Annotated in this window: 17 protein-coding genes; 13 read left to right on the plus strand and 4 right to left on the minus strand. The window is 65.9% G+C overall.

The annotated features are described in order from the left end of the window. On the minus strand, positions 1–354 hold a 354-nt coding region (locus tag F3J19_RS30810), incomplete at its 3' end, for a DnaA N-terminal domain-containing protein (RefSeq protein ID WP_275692087.1). A 383-nt stretch (positions 355–737) separates the two neighbouring features. On the opposite strand from F3J19_RS30810, the gene rpmH reads away from it, so the two are divergent. From rpmH to yidC, 4 genes are all read left to right on the plus strand, one after another. Continuing rightward, on the plus strand, positions 738–872 hold the full coding sequence (gene rpmH / locus F3J19_RS30815; protein WP_004198824.1) for a 50S ribosomal protein L34: 135 nt from the start codon (positions 738–740) through the stop codon (positions 870–872). A gap of 10 nt (positions 873–882) precedes the next feature. Next, the gene (locus tag F3J19_RS30820) at positions 883–1,371 is read left to right on the plus strand and encodes a ribonuclease P protein component (RefSeq protein ID WP_205193403.1); all 489 of its coding nucleotides are present in this window, start codon (positions 883–885) and stop codon (positions 1,369–1,371) included. Positions 1,372–1,481: 110 nt separating this feature from the next. After that, entirely contained in the window at positions 1,482–1,712 is a 231-nt protein-coding gene (yidD, locus tag F3J19_RS30825) for a membrane protein insertion efficiency factor YidD (RefSeq protein ID WP_167050029.1), read from the plus strand. A gap of 30 nt (positions 1,713–1,742) precedes the next feature. Beyond that, the gene (gene yidC / locus F3J19_RS30830) at positions 1,743–3,401 is read left to right on the plus strand and encodes a membrane protein insertase YidC (protein WP_167050031.1); all 1,659 of its coding nucleotides are present in this window, start codon (positions 1,743–1,745) and stop codon (positions 3,399–3,401) included. Between the two features lie 138 nt (positions 3,402–3,539). Here the strand turns inward: yidC and F3J19_RS30835 are convergent, their stop codons facing one another. Together F3J19_RS30835 and F3J19_RS30840 are read right to left on the minus strand one after the other, a co-directional pair. Continuing rightward, positions 3,540–3,947 (minus strand): XRE family transcriptional regulator, encoded by a 408-nt coding sequence (locus F3J19_RS30835; RefSeq protein ID WP_167050033.1) that lies wholly within the window; start codon positions 3,945–3,947, stop codon positions 3,540–3,542. 510 nt (positions 3,948–4,457) lie between these two features. Next, complete coding sequence (locus F3J19_RS30840; RefSeq protein ID WP_167050035.1) at positions 4,458–4,865, minus strand: XRE family transcriptional regulator; 408 nt, start codon at positions 4,863–4,865, stop codon at positions 4,458–4,460. A gap of 400 nt (positions 4,866–5,265) precedes the next feature. Here F3J19_RS30840 and mnmE point away from each other — a divergent pair, with 400 nt between their 5' ends. From mnmE to F3J19_RS30855, 3 genes are all read left to right on the plus strand, one after another. Beyond that, positions 5,266–6,660: a tRNA uridine-5-carboxymethylaminomethyl(34) synthesis GTPase MnmE gene (gene mnmE, locus F3J19_RS30845; RefSeq protein ID WP_167050037.1), complete on the plus strand. Its 1,395-nt coding sequence runs from the start codon at positions 5,266–5,268 to the stop codon at positions 6,658–6,660. A gap of 185 nt (positions 6,661–6,845) precedes the next feature. After that, positions 6,846–8,084 carry an integrase arm-type DNA-binding domain-containing protein gene (locus F3J19_RS30850; protein ID WP_167050039.1) on the plus strand — a complete coding sequence of 413 codons (1,239 nt, stop codon included), beginning with the start codon at positions 6,846–6,848 and terminating at the stop codon, positions 8,082–8,084. A 246-nt stretch (positions 8,085–8,330) separates the two neighbouring features. Beyond that, positions 8,331–8,495, plus strand: coding sequence for a hypothetical protein (locus F3J19_RS30855; RefSeq protein WP_167050041.1), 165 nt, complete (start codon positions 8,331–8,333; stop codon positions 8,493–8,495). 106 nt (positions 8,496–8,601) lie between these two features. Here the strand turns inward: F3J19_RS30855 and F3J19_RS30860 are convergent, their stop codons facing one another. Further along, entirely contained in the window at positions 8,602–8,916 is a 315-nt protein-coding gene (locus tag F3J19_RS30860) for an ecotin precursor (protein WP_167050043.1), read from the minus strand. A gap of 328 nt (positions 8,917–9,244) precedes the next feature. Between F3J19_RS30860 and F3J19_RS30865 the strand changes: the two genes are divergently transcribed. The 6 genes from F3J19_RS30865 to F3J19_RS30890 all read left to right on the plus strand — a co-directional run bounded on the left by F3J19_RS30865 (position 9,245) and on the right by F3J19_RS30890 (position 17,169). Further along, positions 9,245–10,870: a methyl-accepting chemotaxis protein gene (locus F3J19_RS30865; protein WP_167050045.1), complete on the plus strand. Its 1,626-nt coding sequence runs from the start codon at positions 9,245–9,247 to the stop codon at positions 10,868–10,870. A 61-nt stretch (positions 10,871–10,931) separates the two neighbouring features. Further along, positions 10,932–11,396 carry a chemotaxis protein CheW gene (locus tag F3J19_RS30870; protein WP_167050047.1) on the plus strand — a complete coding sequence of 155 codons (465 nt, stop codon included), beginning with the start codon at positions 10,932–10,934 and terminating at the stop codon, positions 11,394–11,396. Further along, positions 11,393–12,946, plus strand: coding sequence for a CheR family methyltransferase (locus F3J19_RS30875; RefSeq protein ID WP_167050049.1), 1,554 nt, complete (start codon positions 11,393–11,395; stop codon positions 12,944–12,946). Before F3J19_RS30870 ends, F3J19_RS30875 begins: the two co-directional genes overlap by 4 nt. Then, positions 12,939–13,634 (plus strand): chemotaxis protein CheW, encoded by a 696-nt coding sequence (locus F3J19_RS30880; RefSeq protein ID WP_167050051.1) that lies wholly within the window; start codon positions 12,939–12,941, stop codon positions 13,632–13,634. Before F3J19_RS30875 ends, F3J19_RS30880 begins: the two co-directional genes overlap by 8 nt. Continuing rightward, on the plus strand, positions 13,631–16,129 hold the full coding sequence (locus F3J19_RS30885; RefSeq protein WP_167050053.1) for a hybrid sensor histidine kinase/response regulator: 2,499 nt from the start codon (positions 13,631–13,633) through the stop codon (positions 16,127–16,129). The genes F3J19_RS30880 and F3J19_RS30885 overlap by 4 nt, the downstream gene beginning before the upstream one ends. Before the next feature lie 5 nt (positions 16,130–16,134). Continuing rightward, on the plus strand, positions 16,135–17,169 hold the full coding sequence (locus F3J19_RS30890) for a chemotaxis response regulator protein-glutamate methylesterase (RefSeq protein WP_167050055.1): 1,035 nt from the start codon (positions 16,135–16,137) through the stop codon (positions 17,167–17,169). The last annotated feature ends 12 nt before the right edge of the window (positions 17,170–17,181 follow it).

Consider the following 17,181-nt stretch of genomic DNA (forward strand, 5'->3'; position numbering starts at 1 on the left):
CACCGCGGCGACGCCGCCCACATTGCCGCCCAGCGGCGCGGCCGCGCGAGCAGGCGCCGGCGCCGACGCCGACGCCGACGCCGCAACCACCGGGCCGCGCATGCCGGCTTTCGGGTCCAGCACGAATTGCACGTCGATCGGCGCATGCCAGAAATCGCGGGCCATATCCGCGATGCGGCCGGAGAACTGGCTCTTGACCCAGTCGAGCTTGAAGCGGTTCGGCGCGGCGATGGAGAGCGTGTTCGCATCGGCGTCGAAGGCGACCGGGGCCAAGGGTTTGATCCACGTCACGTACTGCTGGGGCGTAAGCTCACGCTCCAGCAATGCGGAACAGTGTTGCCAGAATTCGTTCATCGAGTTGCTGTCGTTATGGTGTGCACGGCGGTCGCCGCTGCCCCTGTCGCGCGCGCGCAACAAAGCCCTGTGCAGCCAGGCGTAACAGCCCCAGGCGCTTGTGCCACAAGGGTTTGCGGAGCAAGCGAGCCGGGGCGGCGTGCAGCATTTTTGGGAAGTAAGGCGAGATTCTAACGCCAAAACGGAGCCGAAAGGGAGTTATCCACAGGGACGGATCAACTGGCCGGATGAGCAGGAAGCGCTGCCGGACCGGGCTAAACTATTGACTGTCAACGGAAAACCGGTTTAAATAGCGGGTTCCGCGAAAACCAATTTCAGCAAACCACCGGCCATTGCGCTTTCAGCGATGATCGCGCGGTTTTTTTCGATCAAGTGAGAGCAACATGAAACGTACTTACCAACCTTCCGTTACCCGTCGCAAGCGCACCCACGGCTTTCGCGTTCGCATGAAGACCGCAGGTGGCCGCAAGGTCATCAACGCACGTCGCGCGAAGGGCCGCAAGCGTCTCGCCATCTAAGGCGAGCGGATTGCGCGCTGTGACCGAAGCCCGCGGCGAAGCGGGAGCGGCCGGGGCGCAGCAACCGGGCTCGGTTCCGTTGCGAGCGCAAGCCGCCTTCCCCAAAGCCGCAAGGCTGCTAAAAACGGATGAATTTTCATCCGTTTTTCGTTTGCGGCCGTGGCGCCGTACCGCGCACTTCGTCGTGTACGGCCGGCCCACCGGCAACGAGGCGCGTCTTGGCCTCGTGATCGGCAAGAAGTATGCGCCGCGCGCGGCCACGCGCAATCTGGTGCGCCGGATCGCACGCGAGGCCTTCCGGTTGCGCCGCGCGGAATTCGGCGGTTGGGATGTGCTGCTGCGCCTGCATACGCGTTTCGACAAAAAGGCTTTGCCGAGCGCGTCGTCGCCGCCGTTGAAGGCGCTGTGCCGCAGCGAAATCGAAGCGTTGCTCGACAAGGCCGCGCGCGAAATTACCCGTCGCCAGGCGCCGCCCGCGGAGGCGCCGAAGACGGAATGACGCGGCGACCGCCCGCCCTCGGCCACTGCAACCGGCGTTGCGCCGGCTGCTCCGCGGCGCGGGCGTCGCCCGGTATCCACGTTGCGCGGCGCCGTCCGGCCGCATCTGCCATGCAAACGGTACTCTTCGCTTTATTGCGTTTTTACAAGCTTGCCGTGAGCCCCATGCTCGGCAACCGGTGCCGTTTTTACCCTTCCTGTTCTGATTACGCGCGCGAGGCAATCCAGTATCATGGCGCCGCGCGCGGGACTTATCTCGCCGTGAGGCGTGTTTGCCGCTGTCACCCGTTTTCCGCGGGTGGCATCGATCTCGTCCCGCCACCCACTTCTGAAAAGCGCTGACGCGCCGTTCCATCGACACTGAGACAACGCATGGATATCAAACGCACCGTCCTATGGGTCATCTTTTTCATGTCAGCGGTCATGCTGTTCGACAACTGGCAACGCGACCACGGACGCCCGTCGATGTTCTTCCCGAGCCCGACGGCGACGAAAACCGCCGATGGCGCAGCTCCGGGGACCACGACGCCGGGAACCAGTCCGGCCGACCTGCCGGCCACTAACGCAGCCGCGCCCGGCAACGCGCCGGCGGCCACGCAATCGCAACTCGTCAAGTTCAGCACCGACGTCTACAGCGGCGAAATCGACACGCGCGGCGGCACGCTGTCGCGGCTTGCGCTCGTGAAGCAGGGCGACGGCAAGCAGCCGGACCTCGTCATCACGCTGTTCGACAAAACGAACAACCACACGTATCTGGCACGCACCGGCCTGCTCGGCGGCGACTTCCCGAATCACAACGACGTCTTCACGCTGATGCCGAATCAGCCGACCCAGTTGGCCGACGGTCAGAATTCGTTCCAGATGAGCTTCGAATCGCCGGAAAAGGGCGGCCTGAAGGTCATCAAGACCTACACGTTCACGCGCGGCAGCTATGTGATCGGCGTCGAGACGAAGATCCAGAACGTCGGCACCACGGCCGTGACGCCGCAGGTCTACATGGAACTCGTGCGCGACGACCAGCCGGTCGATACGCCGCGCTTCTCGCACACGTTCATCGGACCGGCTGTCTACACCGACGAACATCACTTCCAGAAGATGACGTTCAGCGATCTCGACAAGAACAAGCAGGATTACGCGCATTCGGCCGACAACGGCTGGGTCGCGATGGTCCAGCACTACTTCGCGTCGGCGTGGATTCCGCAGCAGGGCGCGAAGCGCGAGTTCTACGCGGAGAAAATCGATCCGTCGCTCTATCGCGTCGGCGTGAAGCAGCCGCTGCCGACCATTGCGCCGGGCCAAACGGTCAGCGTGTCGGCACGCCTGTTCGCCGGTCCGGAAGAAGAGAAGATGCTCGCCGGCATCGCGCCGGGCCTCGATCTGGTCAAGGACTACGGCTGGGTCACGATCATCGCGAAGCCGCTGTTCTGGCTGCTCTCGAAGATCCATAGCTATGTCGGCAACTGGGGCTGGTCGATCGTGCTGCTCACGCTGCTGATCAAGGCGGTGTTCTTCCCGCTGTCGGCCGCGAGCTACAAGTCGATGGCGCGCATGAAGACGATCACGCCGCGCATGCAGGCGCTGCGCGAGCGCTTCAAGGGCGATCCGCAGAAGATGAACGCCGCGCTGATGGAGCTGTACAAGACCGAGAAGGTCAATCCGTTCGGCGGCTGTCTGCCGGTCGTGATCCAGATTCCGGTGTTCATCTCGCTGTACTGGGTGCTGCTGTCGTCGGTGGAAATGCGCGGCGCGCCGTGGATTCTCTGGATTCGCGACCTCTCGCAACAGGACCCGTACTTCATCCTGCCGATCCTGATGGCCGTCTCGATGTTCCTGCAGACCCGCCTGAACCCGACGCCGCCGGACCCGGTCCAGGCCAAGATGATGATGTTCATGCCGATCGCGTTCTCGGTCATGTTCTTCTTCTTCCCGGCGGGTCTCGTGCTGTACTACGTCGTGAACAACGTGCTGTCGATCGCGCAGCAGTACTACATCACGCGCATGATGGGCAAGTCGAAGGCGAAGCCGGCCTGACGCCTGCTCGCGACGGGCGGGCGGCACTCTCCGCCCCCGCCGTTGCGCAGAAACGAAAAAGCCGCCCGGTGCAAACCGGGCGGCTTTTTTTCATGGTCTCGCGGACAGCTGAAAAGCGGCTGGCGACTGGCCACGCGCTTATTCTTCCTCGATGTCCTCGCCATAAAAGCGCACGATCATTTCCTCGACCAGATGCCGGTCTTGCGGCATGAGCGAGGCGATCTTCGACGCGAGTTCGATCGTCTCGGGCGTGGGCGGGTACTTTTCTCCGCGTGACATCGGTCTCGCACTCGCGCCGGGCGGCGGACCGTAATGGAGCCAATGCTCGCTGACGTTCAACCATTCGGCGAGCGTGCGCAACTTGTCCGGCTTCGGAATCGTCGTGCCCGAGATCCATTTGTGCGCGGTCTGCGTCGAAACGGGGCGCTCGCCGTGATAGCGTAGATTGAACTGCCTGGAGAGGTCACTCCCGCCACGGATTTTCAGAGGCTCGAGCAGGTCTTTCAGTCTCTTGGCGAAAGCGGTTTTTTGTTTGTTGGTCGGCATGGGCCAGATTGTGCAATCCGGCGCCAAACCTGTTGACAACCAGTCAGGCTCATGCTTTTCTTATTTGAGATAATTTTAGCTTGTAAGGCACACGGGCAAAGCGTTCGAAGAGATTGCATTTTCTCTATCTTTTTATTATCCAGCGGGACTTTGCGGGCGATACCCGTCTCATGTTTTTAAGATTGTTCTCAAATGGTGCAGTAGAAGTTGTAGCTTGTTTAAGATAAATCTGAATTCGCGATCTCGCATAGCAGGCCGAATCCAACGCCACCCCATCCGCTCCGGACCCGAATCACGATGCCCACGCCGATTGCGCCGATCATGCAGCCGTATTACATCGCGCGGAAACGGGCAAATCGAGGACAAAACCGGCCCAACACCTGTCCGCCGCGGGCAGCGATCTCAGCCCCGCCACCGCGCAGAAACAAAAAAAGCCGCCTGGTGCATACCAGGCGGCTTTTCTCATAATCTCGCGGGCGCTTGAAAAAGCGCTGGCGACGAACCGCGCACTTACTCGTCCTCGACGTCCTCACCGTAGAAGCGCACGATCATTTCCTCGACCAGATTCCGGTCTTTCGGCGTGAGCGATGCGATCTTCGAAGCGAGTTCGATCGTCTCGGGTGTTGCCGGATATTTCTCGCCGCGTGCCATCGGTCTCGCGTTCGTACCGGGCGGCGGGCCGTAGTGAAGCCAATGCTCGTTGACGCTCAACCATTCGGCAAGCGTGCGTAGCTTGTCCGGCTTTGGAATCGTCGTACCCGTGAGCCATTTGTGCGCGGTCTGCGGCGTAACGGGACGCTCGCCGTGATAGCGTAGATTGAACTGCTCGGCGAGCTTGGTCCCGCCGCGGATTTTCAGCGGCTCGAGCAGATCTCTCAGCCTTTTGGCGAAAGCGGCTTTTTCTTTGTCGGTTGGCATGGGCCAGATTGTGCAATTCGGCACCAAACCAGTTGACAACCAGATAAGCTTATGTTTTGCCTATTTGAGATAGATTTAGCTTGTAGGGCGCGCTGGACAAAGCGCTCCACGAAATCGCATTTTTCTATCTTTTTATTATCCTGCCTGCCTTTGCGAGCGATGGTCATCTTATATTTTTAAGATTATTCTCAAGCAGCATGATAGAAATCGTAGCTTATCCAAGATAAATCCTAATTTGAGGGATCGAACGGGGAGCGATGGCGCCGTCCGCGACGCCGCACGGCCGCCCGATGCGCCCGCGTTACAATGCCTCGCGCCGCATCGGCCCACATCTGCCGACATTGGCCCGCCGCGATTCGTACCGATCCGCTCTCCTCTCCTGTTTTCTGCCCGCTCTCCCATGCTCACGACCGACTCCGATCCCATCGTCGCCATTGCTACCGCGCCCGGCCGGGGGGGCATCGGCGTCGTGCGGATTTCGTTCGGCCGCGCGGGCGAAGCGGCCGCCCTGCCGCTGATGCAGGCACTCACCGGTCAAACGCTTGCGCCGCGCCACGCGAGCTACGTGCCGTTTCTCGACGCCAGCGGCAATCCGCTCGACCGCGGCATTGCCCTCTACTTCCCGGCGCCACACTCCTACACCGGCGAGCACGTGCTCGAACTGCAAGGCCACGGTGGCCCGGTCGTGCTGCAACTGGTGCTGCAACGCTGCATCGACGCCGGCCGCGCGGTCGGCCTGCGACTCGCCGAACCGGGCGAATTCACGCGCCGCGCCTTTCTGAACGACAAGCTCGATCTCGCGCAGGCCGAGGCCGTCGCGGATCTGATCGAGGCCAGTACCGAGGCCGCTGCCCGCTCGGCGGGCCGTTCGCTCGACGGCGCGTTTTCGCGCGACATTCACGCGCTCGTCGAAGACGTGATTACGCTGCGCATGCTGGTCGAAGCGACGCTGGACTTCCCCGAGGAAGAAATCGACTTCCTCGAAGCCGCCGACGCGCGCGGCAAGCTCGCCCGCATTCGCGAGCGCCTCGCGCACGTGCTGAGCGAAGCGCGCCAGGGCGCGTTGCTGCGCGAGGGGCTGTCGGTCGTGCTCGCGGGACAGCCGAATGTCGGCAAGTCGTCGCTGCTGAACGCGCTGGCCGGCGCGGAACTCGCGATCGTCACGCCGATCGCCGGCACGACGCGCGACAAGGTCGCGCAGACGATCCAGATCGAAGGCATTCCGCTGCATGTGATCGACACGGCCGGCCTGCGCGAGACCGAGGACGAAGTGGAAAAGATCGGCATCGCGCGCACGTGGGGCGAAATCGAGCGCGCGGACGTGGTGCTGCATCTGCTCGACGCACGCACCGGCATGACGGCCGAGGACGAAACGATCGCGGGGCGCTTCCCGAGCGGCGTGCCGGTCGTGCGCGTGCTGAACAAGACCGACCTGACGGGCCTCGCGCCCGCGACGCAGGCGCTCGACGCCGATCTCGAACTGAGCGAGGTGCGGCTGTCGGCGAAACAGGGCGACGGCGTCGCGTTGCTGCGCGACGAGTTGCTGCGGATCGCCGGCTGGCAGGCTGGCGCGGAAAGCGTGTACCTCGCGCGCGAGCGGCATCTGATTGCGCTGCGCGCGGCCGAAGAGCATCTGGCGACGGCTGCCGCGCATGCCGAACAGAACGCGCAGGCGCTCGATCTGTTCGCCGAGGAACTGCGGCTGGCACAGGATCAGTTGAATTCGATTACTGGTGAATTCAGTTCGGACGATCTACTTGGAGTGATTTTCAGCAGATTCTGTATCGGCAAGTAAAAGCGATGGGGAAATTCCGTTATATTCATTCTCCAATAAGGGGTTTGGCGTCATTTTCTCGCCCTCGTCGTAGGCAGAAAATCCAGCTTGCCTACCCATAATCGGATAAATCTTTGGTACACAACCAGCATACGGTTTAGAATCACCGCACCTCGTGCATCAACCGCATCAACGTCCCGACGCGCATGCCTCGCCTCGCCACGCCCCTCACCGAATCCCAGATCCGCGCGCTCGAACCGCGCGCGACCCGCTACTGCGTCGCCGACGGCAACGGTCTCGTCATCGAAGTCATGACGACCGGCAGCAAGATCTGGCGTTTCCGCTACACGCTGAACGGCAAACGCCAGCCGCTCGCCACGATCGGCGACTACCGGATGATTTCGCTGCGCGTCGCGCGCGCCAAGGCGCAGAAGTACGCGGAAATGGTCGCGCAGGGCATCTCGCCGGTCGCGACCGCGCGGCGCGACCGCGGCGCCGAAAGCAAGGCTGACGTGCTGCGCGAAGCCGCCGAGCTGTATCTCGCCACCGCGATGGCCGGCAAGTCGGACGAATATCGCCGCACGACGCGGCGCGCGCTCGAAAAGGACGTGCTGCCCGCGATCGGCAACAAGCCGATCGGTGCCGTGAGCGCCGACGACATCCTCGCGATCTGCGAGCGCATCAAGAGCCGTGGCTCGCCGAAGATGGCGCTGCATACGCGCAACGTGGTCAAGCGCCTGTACGCGTACCTGATCGCGCGGCAACTCGCGTCCGGCAATCCCGCCGAAGTCGTGCCGGCGCGCGCGCTCGCCACGCTCGACACCCGTACGCGCGTGCTGTCCGGCGCCGAGATCGGCGCGACGCTGCAGGCCGTCGACACGTCGAACATCCGCCGTCCGCTGAAGCTCGCGCTGCATCTGCTCGTGCTGACGATGGTGCGCAAATCGGACCTCGTGGAATCAATGTGGGCCGAATTCGATCTCGACCACGCGCGCTGGACGATTCCGGCCACGCGTCTGAATGCGCATGCGGATCGCGTCGTGTATCTGCCGCGCCAGGCCGTCGCGATGCTGCGCGAGTTGCAGCGCGCACGGGCGAGCCAGAATTTCGTCTTCCCGAGCGTCCGGGGCGACGATCGACCGATCGCGAAAAGCACGTTAAATCAGGCGGTCAAGGCCTTGGGGATCGAAATGGAGCATTTCGTGCTGCATGATTTTCGCCGCACCGCGACGATGCATCTGCGCGAAATCTCGCCGCAACCGGACGCGCACGGCGACGCCATGCGGGACCCCGCACCCACTGCAACGGACAACCGCACACACGACCAGGCGCACGGCGAAGCGCACAACGAAGCCGAGCGGCAACGTCAGCGACTCCAGAGCTGGGCGGACTTCGTCGATATCCAGATCGAAGCCGCGCGGCAGGCGCGCAGCGGGATGGCCTGATGACGGCATTGCCAAGGGTTGGGCGGCGTAGGGAGTTTCCCTCGATGCGCCGCAACCGATGGTACACAGGCGTCCATCAACCCCTATCAATTAGCTGAAAACAAAGAAAAAGAACCGGTGAAATCCGGTTTCATATCGGCCTTCGAAACACCCCGCCAGCGTCGCGCAACCGCTTCAGATCGTCGTTCTTTCCCCGCTTCCATCGCCTACACTGAGAGTTGGATGCAAGCCGATACGGAGGTTCCGATGTCTGAATCGCTGCTCGCCTATCTGATGGGGCCCACCGTCATGCTGCTGGTCGGCTTTGCCATCTGGATGGCGTCCCGTCATCACCGCGACCCGTCAAAGCCGCCCAGAATCGAGCGCTGGCTCGATACGCATTACGCGGAGTGGCTGCACCACAAACACTGAGACTGAGCGGTGTATGCATCGATTACAAAAAAGGCCGTCGCATCGGGCGACGGCCTTTCTGTCTGCGTAGAGCACGCGCACGATGTGAGCGCACACCTTCACGCGATCACCACCCCGGCTGCGGCTGCGCATATCCGTACTGTCCGGGCGGCGGCGCACCGCACGCGACATACGCGCGCTGGTACTGGTCGTAGCAATATCCCGGCGGCGGGCCGGCATAGGCCGGCGCCGGCTGATACACCGGCTGCTGCGCATAGACCGGCTGCGGATACGCGACCACCGGCGCCGGATTCAACGCCGCACCGAGCACCGCGCCGCCGATCAGCGCCCCCACCACATCGCCGCCATGTCCGTGCGCGGAGGCTTGCCCCGCCACGCTCAAACTGCCCGCCATCACCAACGCTACTGCGATCTTTTTCATGTGAGCCTCCCGCCCGTTCAGGCATGGAATGGATTGTCGTGCGGATGCGCGGAAATAGATGCTGCAAGTGGTAACGGAACATTAACCCTGTAACAGCCGTTCGATCCGGCACCTGCCGGTGCACGGGCGGGCACCGTACTGCAATCCCGCGTTTTGTGCCGTGTTTCCCCCTCTAATCCGCCCAAAACACGCCTCCGATCAATGTAGAATTCGCCGCATGAACCGTCGGACAAATCCGATAGACAGTAAAACTGTCCGGTCCGTCGATCCGACCCGCAACGGGTCGATACGCGGAATCGAACAGAAACAAAGGTAGGGGGGCCTGCGCGTGAAACAATGGACCATCCGGCAACGGATTCTTTGCAGCTTCGGAATCGTTCTGATCGTGATGCTCGCCATGGCAATCGTCACTTTCGGGCAGCTCGGCGGCATAGACCGCGACGCGAAAAGCCAGCAGCAGGACTCGATGCCGGGCCTCTACTACGCGACCGCGATACGGGCGACCTGGTTCGAAAACTATTCGATCACGCAGCGCCTGATCTTCGTCGACGCGGACGCCGATTCCACGAAGCGCGACCTCGCGAGCCTGCAGGACTCGCAGCAGTCGCTGCAGAAACAGCTCAACGACTACGGCGCGACGGTTTTCCGCAGCGACGACCGGGACCTCTTCAACGAATTCCGGCAATACCACACGCAGTACACGGCGGCGCAAACGGCGCTGCTCAATAGCCTCGCCGCCTCGAAAGACAACGCCGCGCGCATCTTCAACGCGCAGCTCACGCCGGTCTGGGAAAGCGGCCGGCTGACGGCGCGCAAGCTCGTCGACGACAACAGGAGCTACGCGGACCAGTCCACCGCGAGCATCCGCACGTCGGTCGAGACGACGCGCATCGTGCTGCTCGTGATGCTGGCGCTCGCCTTGATCGTCGCGGTGCTGGCCGGCTACTGGCTGCTGCGCGCGGTCACGGTGCCGATGGCGAAGGTGCTGCGAGTCGTCGACGTGATCCGCACCGGCGATCTGACGCAACGCCTGCAACTGCATCGCCAGGACGAAATCGGCGCGCTCGAAGCGGGCTTCAACCGCATGACCGACGAACTCACCGCGCTGGTCGGCCAGGCGCAGAAGTCGGCGGTGCAGGTCACGACCTCGGTCACGGAAATCGCCGCGACCTCGCGCGAACAGCAGGCCACCGCGAACGAGACCGCGGCCACGTCCACGGAAATCGGCGCGACCTCGCGCGAGATTTTCGCGACCTCGCGCGATCTGCTGCGCACGATGAACGAAGTCTCCGAGGTGGCAAGCCAGTCGGCCGCGCTCGCAGGCACCGGCCACAGCGGCCTCACGCGCATGGAAGAAACCATGCGCCATGTGATGGAAGCGGCCGGCTCGGTCAACGCCAAGCTCGCGATCCTCAACGAGAAGGCCAGCAACATCAACCAGGTCGTCGCGACGATCACGAAGGTCGCGGACCAGACCAACCTGCTCTCGCTGAACGCGGCGATCGAAGCCGAAAAAGCCGGCGAATACGGCCGCGGCTTCGCGGTCGTGGCGACCGAAATCCGCCGCCTCGCCGATCAGACCGCCGTCGCGACCTACGACATCGAACAGATGGTCAAGGAGATCCAGTCGGCGGTGGCCGCCGGCGTGATGGGCATGGACAAGTTCTCCGAGGAAGTGCGCCGCGGCATGCTCGACGTGCAGAACGTCGGCGGTCATCTGACGCAGATCATCGAGCAGGTGCAGCAGCTCGCGCCGCGTTTCTCGATGGTCAACGAGGGCATGCAGACCCAGGCGACCGGCGCCGAGCAGATCACCCAGGCGCTGACGCAGCTGTCCGAGGCCGCGCAGCAGACCGCGGAATCGCTGCGTCAGTCGACCCAGGCGATCGACGATCTGACGCACGTTGCCAACAGCCTGCGCACCGGCGTGTCGCGCTTCAAGGTCGTGGCCTGAGATCGCCCAGGCGATCCGCCCTGACCCGCGCCCGCCCCGCTCACGCTTCCCGTCCACGCCGATGCTCTTCATCCTCTTCACGCTCGACAGCGAACGCTACGTGATCGACGCGACGCAGGTCGAGCGCATGATGCCGCTCGATCCGCGCGCGCCGCCGAAGACGATCCCCGGCGCGCCGGCGTGGGTCGCGGGCGTGCTCGAACACGACGGTGCGCCGCTGCCGGTCATCGATCTGCCGGCGCTCGCGCTCGGCCGCCGCGCCGAGCCACTGATGTCGACGCGCGTCGTGCTGGTGCACTATCCGCATGCGGGCGGCCAGCGCCTGCTGGCGTTGCTGCTCGAAGGCGCGACCCGCACGATTCGTCTGGAACCCGAAGCATTTCGCGCGACCGGCATCGACACGCCGCACGCGCGCTATCTCGGTCCGGTCGCGAGCGAAGCGGGCGGGCTCGTGCAGTGGATTCGCGTCGAGGCACTGCTGACCGACGACGTGAAGGCGCTGCTCTTTCCCGAGGCGCACGCATGAACGCGCATCACAACAACGCGCCGCTTTACCGGCGCTTCGCCGAACTGCTGCATCGGACGATGGGGCTCGACGCGACCTCGCTCGGTCATCGGGCCATCGAGCGCGCGGTCGATCAGCAGGCCGCCGCGTGGCGCGCGGACGGCCATGCCGAAGCGACGCTCGCCGATTACTGGAACGCGGCGCAGGTGTCGCCCGAGCTATGGCAGGCGCTGATCGAAGCGTTGACGGTGCCGGAAACCTGGTTCTATCGCGACGCCGAGGCATTCCGCACGCTCGCGCGGCTCGCGCAGGAACGCTTGCGGGAGCGCGCTCACGCGGCCGGCGGCACGCTGCCGCTGCGGATTCTGAGCCTGCCCTGCTCGACCGGCGAAGAGCCGTACACGATCGCGATGACCCTGCTCGACGCGGGCCTCGACGCCGCGCAATTCCGCATCGACGCGATGGATATCAACGAGCGCTCGCTGGCCGCGGCGCAGCGAGCGGTCTATGGGCGCAACTCGTTTCGCAGCAGCACGCTCGCGTTTCGCGACGCGCACTTCAGCCCGGCCGGAGACGGTTGGCGTCTCGCGCCGCGCATCGTCGAGACGGTGCGCTTCTCGCACGCGAACCTGATGCAGCTCGACACGCCCGCGCTCGGCCTCTACGACTTCGTGTTCTGCCGCAACGTGCTGATCTATTTCGACCGTGACACGCAGCAGATCGCGTTGCAGGCGCTCAATAGCGTGCTGGCCGAAAACGGCACGCTGTTCGTCGGTCCGGCCGAGACCGGCCTGCTGATGCGCTACGGCATGCAATCCGCGAAGATTCCGCTCGCGTTCGCGTTTTATCGCGCCTCGGCCCAGAGCATGCAGGCCAGCCACTGGCACGCCGCGCCGCTCGCGACCGCCGCCGCCCTGGCGATGACGCCGCCGCCCGCGCGCGTGCCCGCTCCCGCGCCGGTGTTTTCGGCCGAGCCCTTTGCGTGGCCCGATCCGGTTGCGCGCGCCTCGTTCGACGGCGCGGCGCGGGTTGCAGTGTTCGGTGCCGGCGCGTCGCCGTGGACGAGGCCGCTGACGCCGGCACGCACGGCCACGCCCACGACGCGCACGACACCGGCATGGCAGCCACAGCCGGCGCAAGCCCAGCAGATGAATGGGCACGCCAACGTCCCCCTTGAAACACCGTTCGGCACGCAGATCAAGGCCCCCTTCGGCACCCCAGGCGCTACCCAAGGCAAGGCGGCCCCCACGACCGTCGAGCGCGACACGCTGCAAGCCGCGCGCGAACTCGCCGACGCCGGCCGTCTCGCGGACGCCGCCGCGGCCATCCACGCGTATCTCGAACAGCACGCCCCGCACGCGGAAGCGTTCTACCTGCTCGGCGTTCTGGCCGACGCCAACGGCGACAGCAACGTCGCGCGCGCCCAGTATCGCAAGGCGATCTATCTCGATCCGCAGCACCCGGAAGCGCTCGCGCATCTGGCGACGCTGCTCGACCTCGAAGGCGATCGCGACGGCGCGCGCCTGCTGATGCAACGCGCGGCGCGCGCGCAAGGATCGTCCCGTGCGTGAGTTCCGCGACATCCGCATCGACGATTGCTGGAACCGCATCGGCGTGCGCGGCGATTCGTCGTGCGAGCGGCTCGCCGAATACGTGCGCTGCCTCAATTGCCCGGTGTTCGAGGTAGCCGCGGCACGGCTGCTCGATCAGCCCGCGCCGCTCGCTGCCTTGCCGCAGCAGGACGCGGCGCCGCAAGCGCTGCCCGACGGCCATGACGCATCGCGTTCGCGGGAGACCGGCGAATCGCTGCTCGTGTTTCGCATCGGCCGCGAATGGCTGGCGCTGCCCACGCGGATTTTCAAAAGCATCGTGCAGACGCGCACCGTGCATACGCTGCCGCATCGGCAGCATCGCGCGGTGCTCGGGGTCGTCAACGTGCAGGGCGAGTTGCTCGTGTGCCTGTCGCTCGCGCATCTGCTCGGCTTCGAGCCCGACACCGCCGCCGCCCGCGACGACCGCACGCGCCTCGATCTGCCGCGCCTGCTCGTGATCGCGCGCGACGAAGAGCACGCGGTGCTGCCGGTCGATCAGGTCGACGGCGTGCACCGCTTCGCGCCGTCGACGTTCCGCGCGCCGCCCGCCACCCTGTCGGAGACCGCCGCCACGCACACGCGGGCGGTCGCGCCGTGGCGCGGCATCAGCGTCGGCCTGCTCGACGCCGACGCGCTGTTCGACACACTGAACCGGAGTCTCGGATGACGGACGACCCGCGCCGCCCGTCGTTGATCGATCTGTTCCGCGAAGAAGCGCGCAACCAGGCTCGCGTGCTCGACGACGGCCTGCTCGTGCTCGACCGCACGCCCGGCGACGCCGCCGCGCTCGAAGCCTGCATGCGCGCCGCGCATTCGCTGAAGGGCGCGGCGCGCATCGTCGGCGTGCAGGCCGGCGTCGAACTCGCGCATGCGATGGAAGACTGCTTCGTCGCCGCCCAGGAAGGGCGCGCGCTGCTCGACGCCGCGTGGATCGACGTGCTGTTGCGCGGCGTCGATATCGTCGCGCGCATCGGCAACGACGAGGACGAAGCGGCGCGCGACGAGGTCGGCGCGTGCGTCGCCGCCTTGCAGGCCCGGATGGCCGGGGTGGCACCGCATGGTGGCAGTACACCGCTTGCCGACGCGGCGCCGCCCGCGCCAACGCCTCTAGCGGCGCCCAGTCCCGGCGCCGCGTTCGAGCGCCCCGCGCTGCGCAGCGAGCCCGGCGCGCCGGCAACCGCGAACCCGCACGACGCGTTCGATCAGCTCGCCAGCGCGCTGCGCGCCGAAGCCGCCGCGTCCGCACCCGCATTCGCGCCCGCAGCAACGGCCACGTCGGCTGCTTCCACCGCAGCCGCCATCGCTACGCCGGCGGCCTCGCCCGCAAGCGCGCCGGTCCCGCCTGGCCCGGTCAACGGCACCGTTGGCACCGGGAGCACCACCGGCACCGCTGGCATCACCACGCTGGGCGAATCCGGCCGCATGCTCCGCGTGCGCGCCGACAACCTCGACCGCCTGCTGTCGCTATCGGGCGAATCGCTGGTCGAGTCGCGCTGGCTCAAGCCGTTCGCGCAATCGATGCTGCGCGCCAAACGCGTGCAGCGCGACAGCGCCCGCGCGCTCGATCAGCTGCACGCCACGCTCGCGGATTTGCCGCTCGATCCGGCCGCGCTGAGCACGCTCGAAGAACTGCGGCGCCTGACCGCCGAAGCGCAGCAACTGCTCGGCGAACGTCTCGCCGAGCTGGAAAGTTTCGACCGCCGCTCGACGCATCTGTCACAGCAGCTTTACGACGCCGCGCTGCAATGCCGCATGCGCCCGTTCGGCGACGGCACCGGTGGACTCGCGCGCATGGTGCGCGACGTCGCGCGTTCGCTCGGCAAGAAAGTGCGCTGGCAACTGATCGGCGGATCGACCCAGGTGGACCGCGACATTCTCGACCTGCTCGAAGCGCCGCTCGGCCACATGCTGCGCAACGCGCTCGATCACGGCATCGAGGCCCCCGCCGTGCGGCTCGCGCGCGGCAAGCCCGAGGAAGGCTCGCTCACGCTGGAAGCGCGCCACAGCGCCGGCGCGTTGCAGATCACCGTCTCCGACGACGGCGCCGGCATCGATCTCGATGCCCTGCGCGCGTCGATCGCGCGCAAGAAACTCGCCAGCGAGGAAACCGCCGCGCGGCTCTCGGAAGCCGAACTGCTCGACTTCCTGTTCCTGCCCGGCTTCTCGCTGCGCGACCAGGTGACCGACGTGTCGGGCCGCGGCGTCGGACTCGACGCGGTGCACGACGTCGTCAAGCGCGTGCGCGGCACCGTGCGCATCAGCCAGGAGCCCGGTGTCGGCACGCGCGTGCAGATGCAGTTGCCGCTCACGCTCTCGGTGATCCGCAGCCTGCTCGTCGAAGTCGCGGGCGAACCGTACGCAGTGCCGCTCGCGCACGTGAACCGCACGCTGCACGCGAGCCGCGCGGACATCGAACTGCTCGAAGGCCATCAGCACATCGCGTTCGGCGGGCAGCGCATCGGCGTCGTCACCGCGCACCAGATTCTCGAGACCGCGCCGCCTGTCAACGCAAGCGGCACGGTCTGCATGGTCGTGATCGGCGACGGGCCGCAGACCTACGGCGTGGTGGTCGACCGTTTTCTCGGCGAACGCATGCTGGTCGTGCAGCCGCTCGACGCGCGGCTCGGCAAGATCCGCAACATCACGGCCGGCGCGTTGATGGAAAACGGCGACCCGGTGCTGATCGCCGACGTCGACGACTGGCTGCGCTCGGTCGAGCGGCTCGTGACGGGCGGCACGCTGAGCCATGCCCAGCACGGCGGCGTCGAAACCGCGCGGCGCGCGACACGGCGCGTGCTCGTGGTCGACGATTCGCTGACCGTGCGCGAACTCGAACGCAAGCTGCTCGCGACGCGCGGCTACGACGTGACGATCGCCGTCGACGGCATGGACGGCTGGAACGCGGTGCGCAGCGAGCGCTTCGATCTCGTCATCACCGACATCGACATGCCACGCATGGACGGTATCGAACTCGTCACGCTCATCAAGCGCGACCCGCAGCTGCAGGCGCTGCCGGTCATGATCGTGTCGTACAAGGACCGCGAGGAGGACCGCCGCGCCGGTCTCGATGCGGGTGCGGACTATTATCTGGCCAAGGGCAGCTTCCACGACGAAGCGCTGCTCGACGCCGTGCGCGATCTGATTGGCGAAGCCTACGGATAAGACAGATGAAGATCGGAATCGTCAACGACATGCCGCTCGCCGTCGAGGCACTGCGGCGCGCACTCGCGGCGCGCGAGGACTACGAAGTCCTGTGGGTCGCGCAGGACGGCCAGCAGGCCGTCGATTTCTGCGTCACGCAGCGGCCCGATATCGTGCTGATGGATCTCGTGATGCCCAACGTCGACGGCATCGAGGCGACGCGCCGCATCATGGCGCGCGCGCCGTGCGCGATCCTGATCGTCACCGTCGACGTCGGCGCGAACGCCTGGCGCGTCTACGAAGCGATGGGCGCGGGCGCGCTCGACGCGGTCGATACGCCGTCGCTCTCGGGCCCCGACGCGCACAAGAGCATCGCCATGCTGATCGCCAAGGTCGACAGCGTGGCCGCGCTCGTGAAGGAGCGCCACGCGCCGCGCGCGGCCGCGCCCGCGGATGGCGCGAGTGCGCGCAGCCGCGTGCCGCCGCTCGTCGCGATCGGCGCCTCGGCGGGCGGGCCGGCCGCGCTCGCGACCCTGCTCGGCGGTCTGCCGAAGGACTTCGGCGCCGCGCTCGTGATCGTGCAGCACGTGGACGCCGCGTTCGCCGCGGGCATGGCGGACTGGCTCAACCAGCAGTCGGCGCTGCCGGTGCGCATCGCGCGCGAAGGCGACCGGCCGCAGGCAGGCGTCGTGCTGCTCGCCGCCACCGACGACCATCTGCATCTGAAGCTGCCGAACATGCTCGGCTACACGCGCGTGCCCGAGGAAACGCCGTACCGCCCTTCCGTCGACGTGTTCTTTCACAGCGTGGTGGCGCGCTGGCCCGCGCGCGCGGTCGGCGTGCTGCTGACCGGCATGGGCCGCGACGGCGCGATCGGCCTGAAGGCGATGCGCACCAAGGGTCATTACACGATCGCGCAGAACGAGGCCACGAGCGCCGTGTACGGCATGCCGAAGGCGGCCGCCGCGCTCGACGCCGCCGCCGCGATCCTGCCGTTGCCGCGCATCGCCGACGCGCTCGTGGCCGCCATCGGCGAGCGCGAGGCCCCCTTTGCACATTGACGTGGATTTCCC

Source organism: Burkholderia sp. Ax-1724, from assembly GCF_011752995.1.
In the GTDB taxonomy this organism is placed as follows: Bacteria; Pseudomonadota; Gammaproteobacteria; order Burkholderiales; family Burkholderiaceae; genus Paraburkholderia.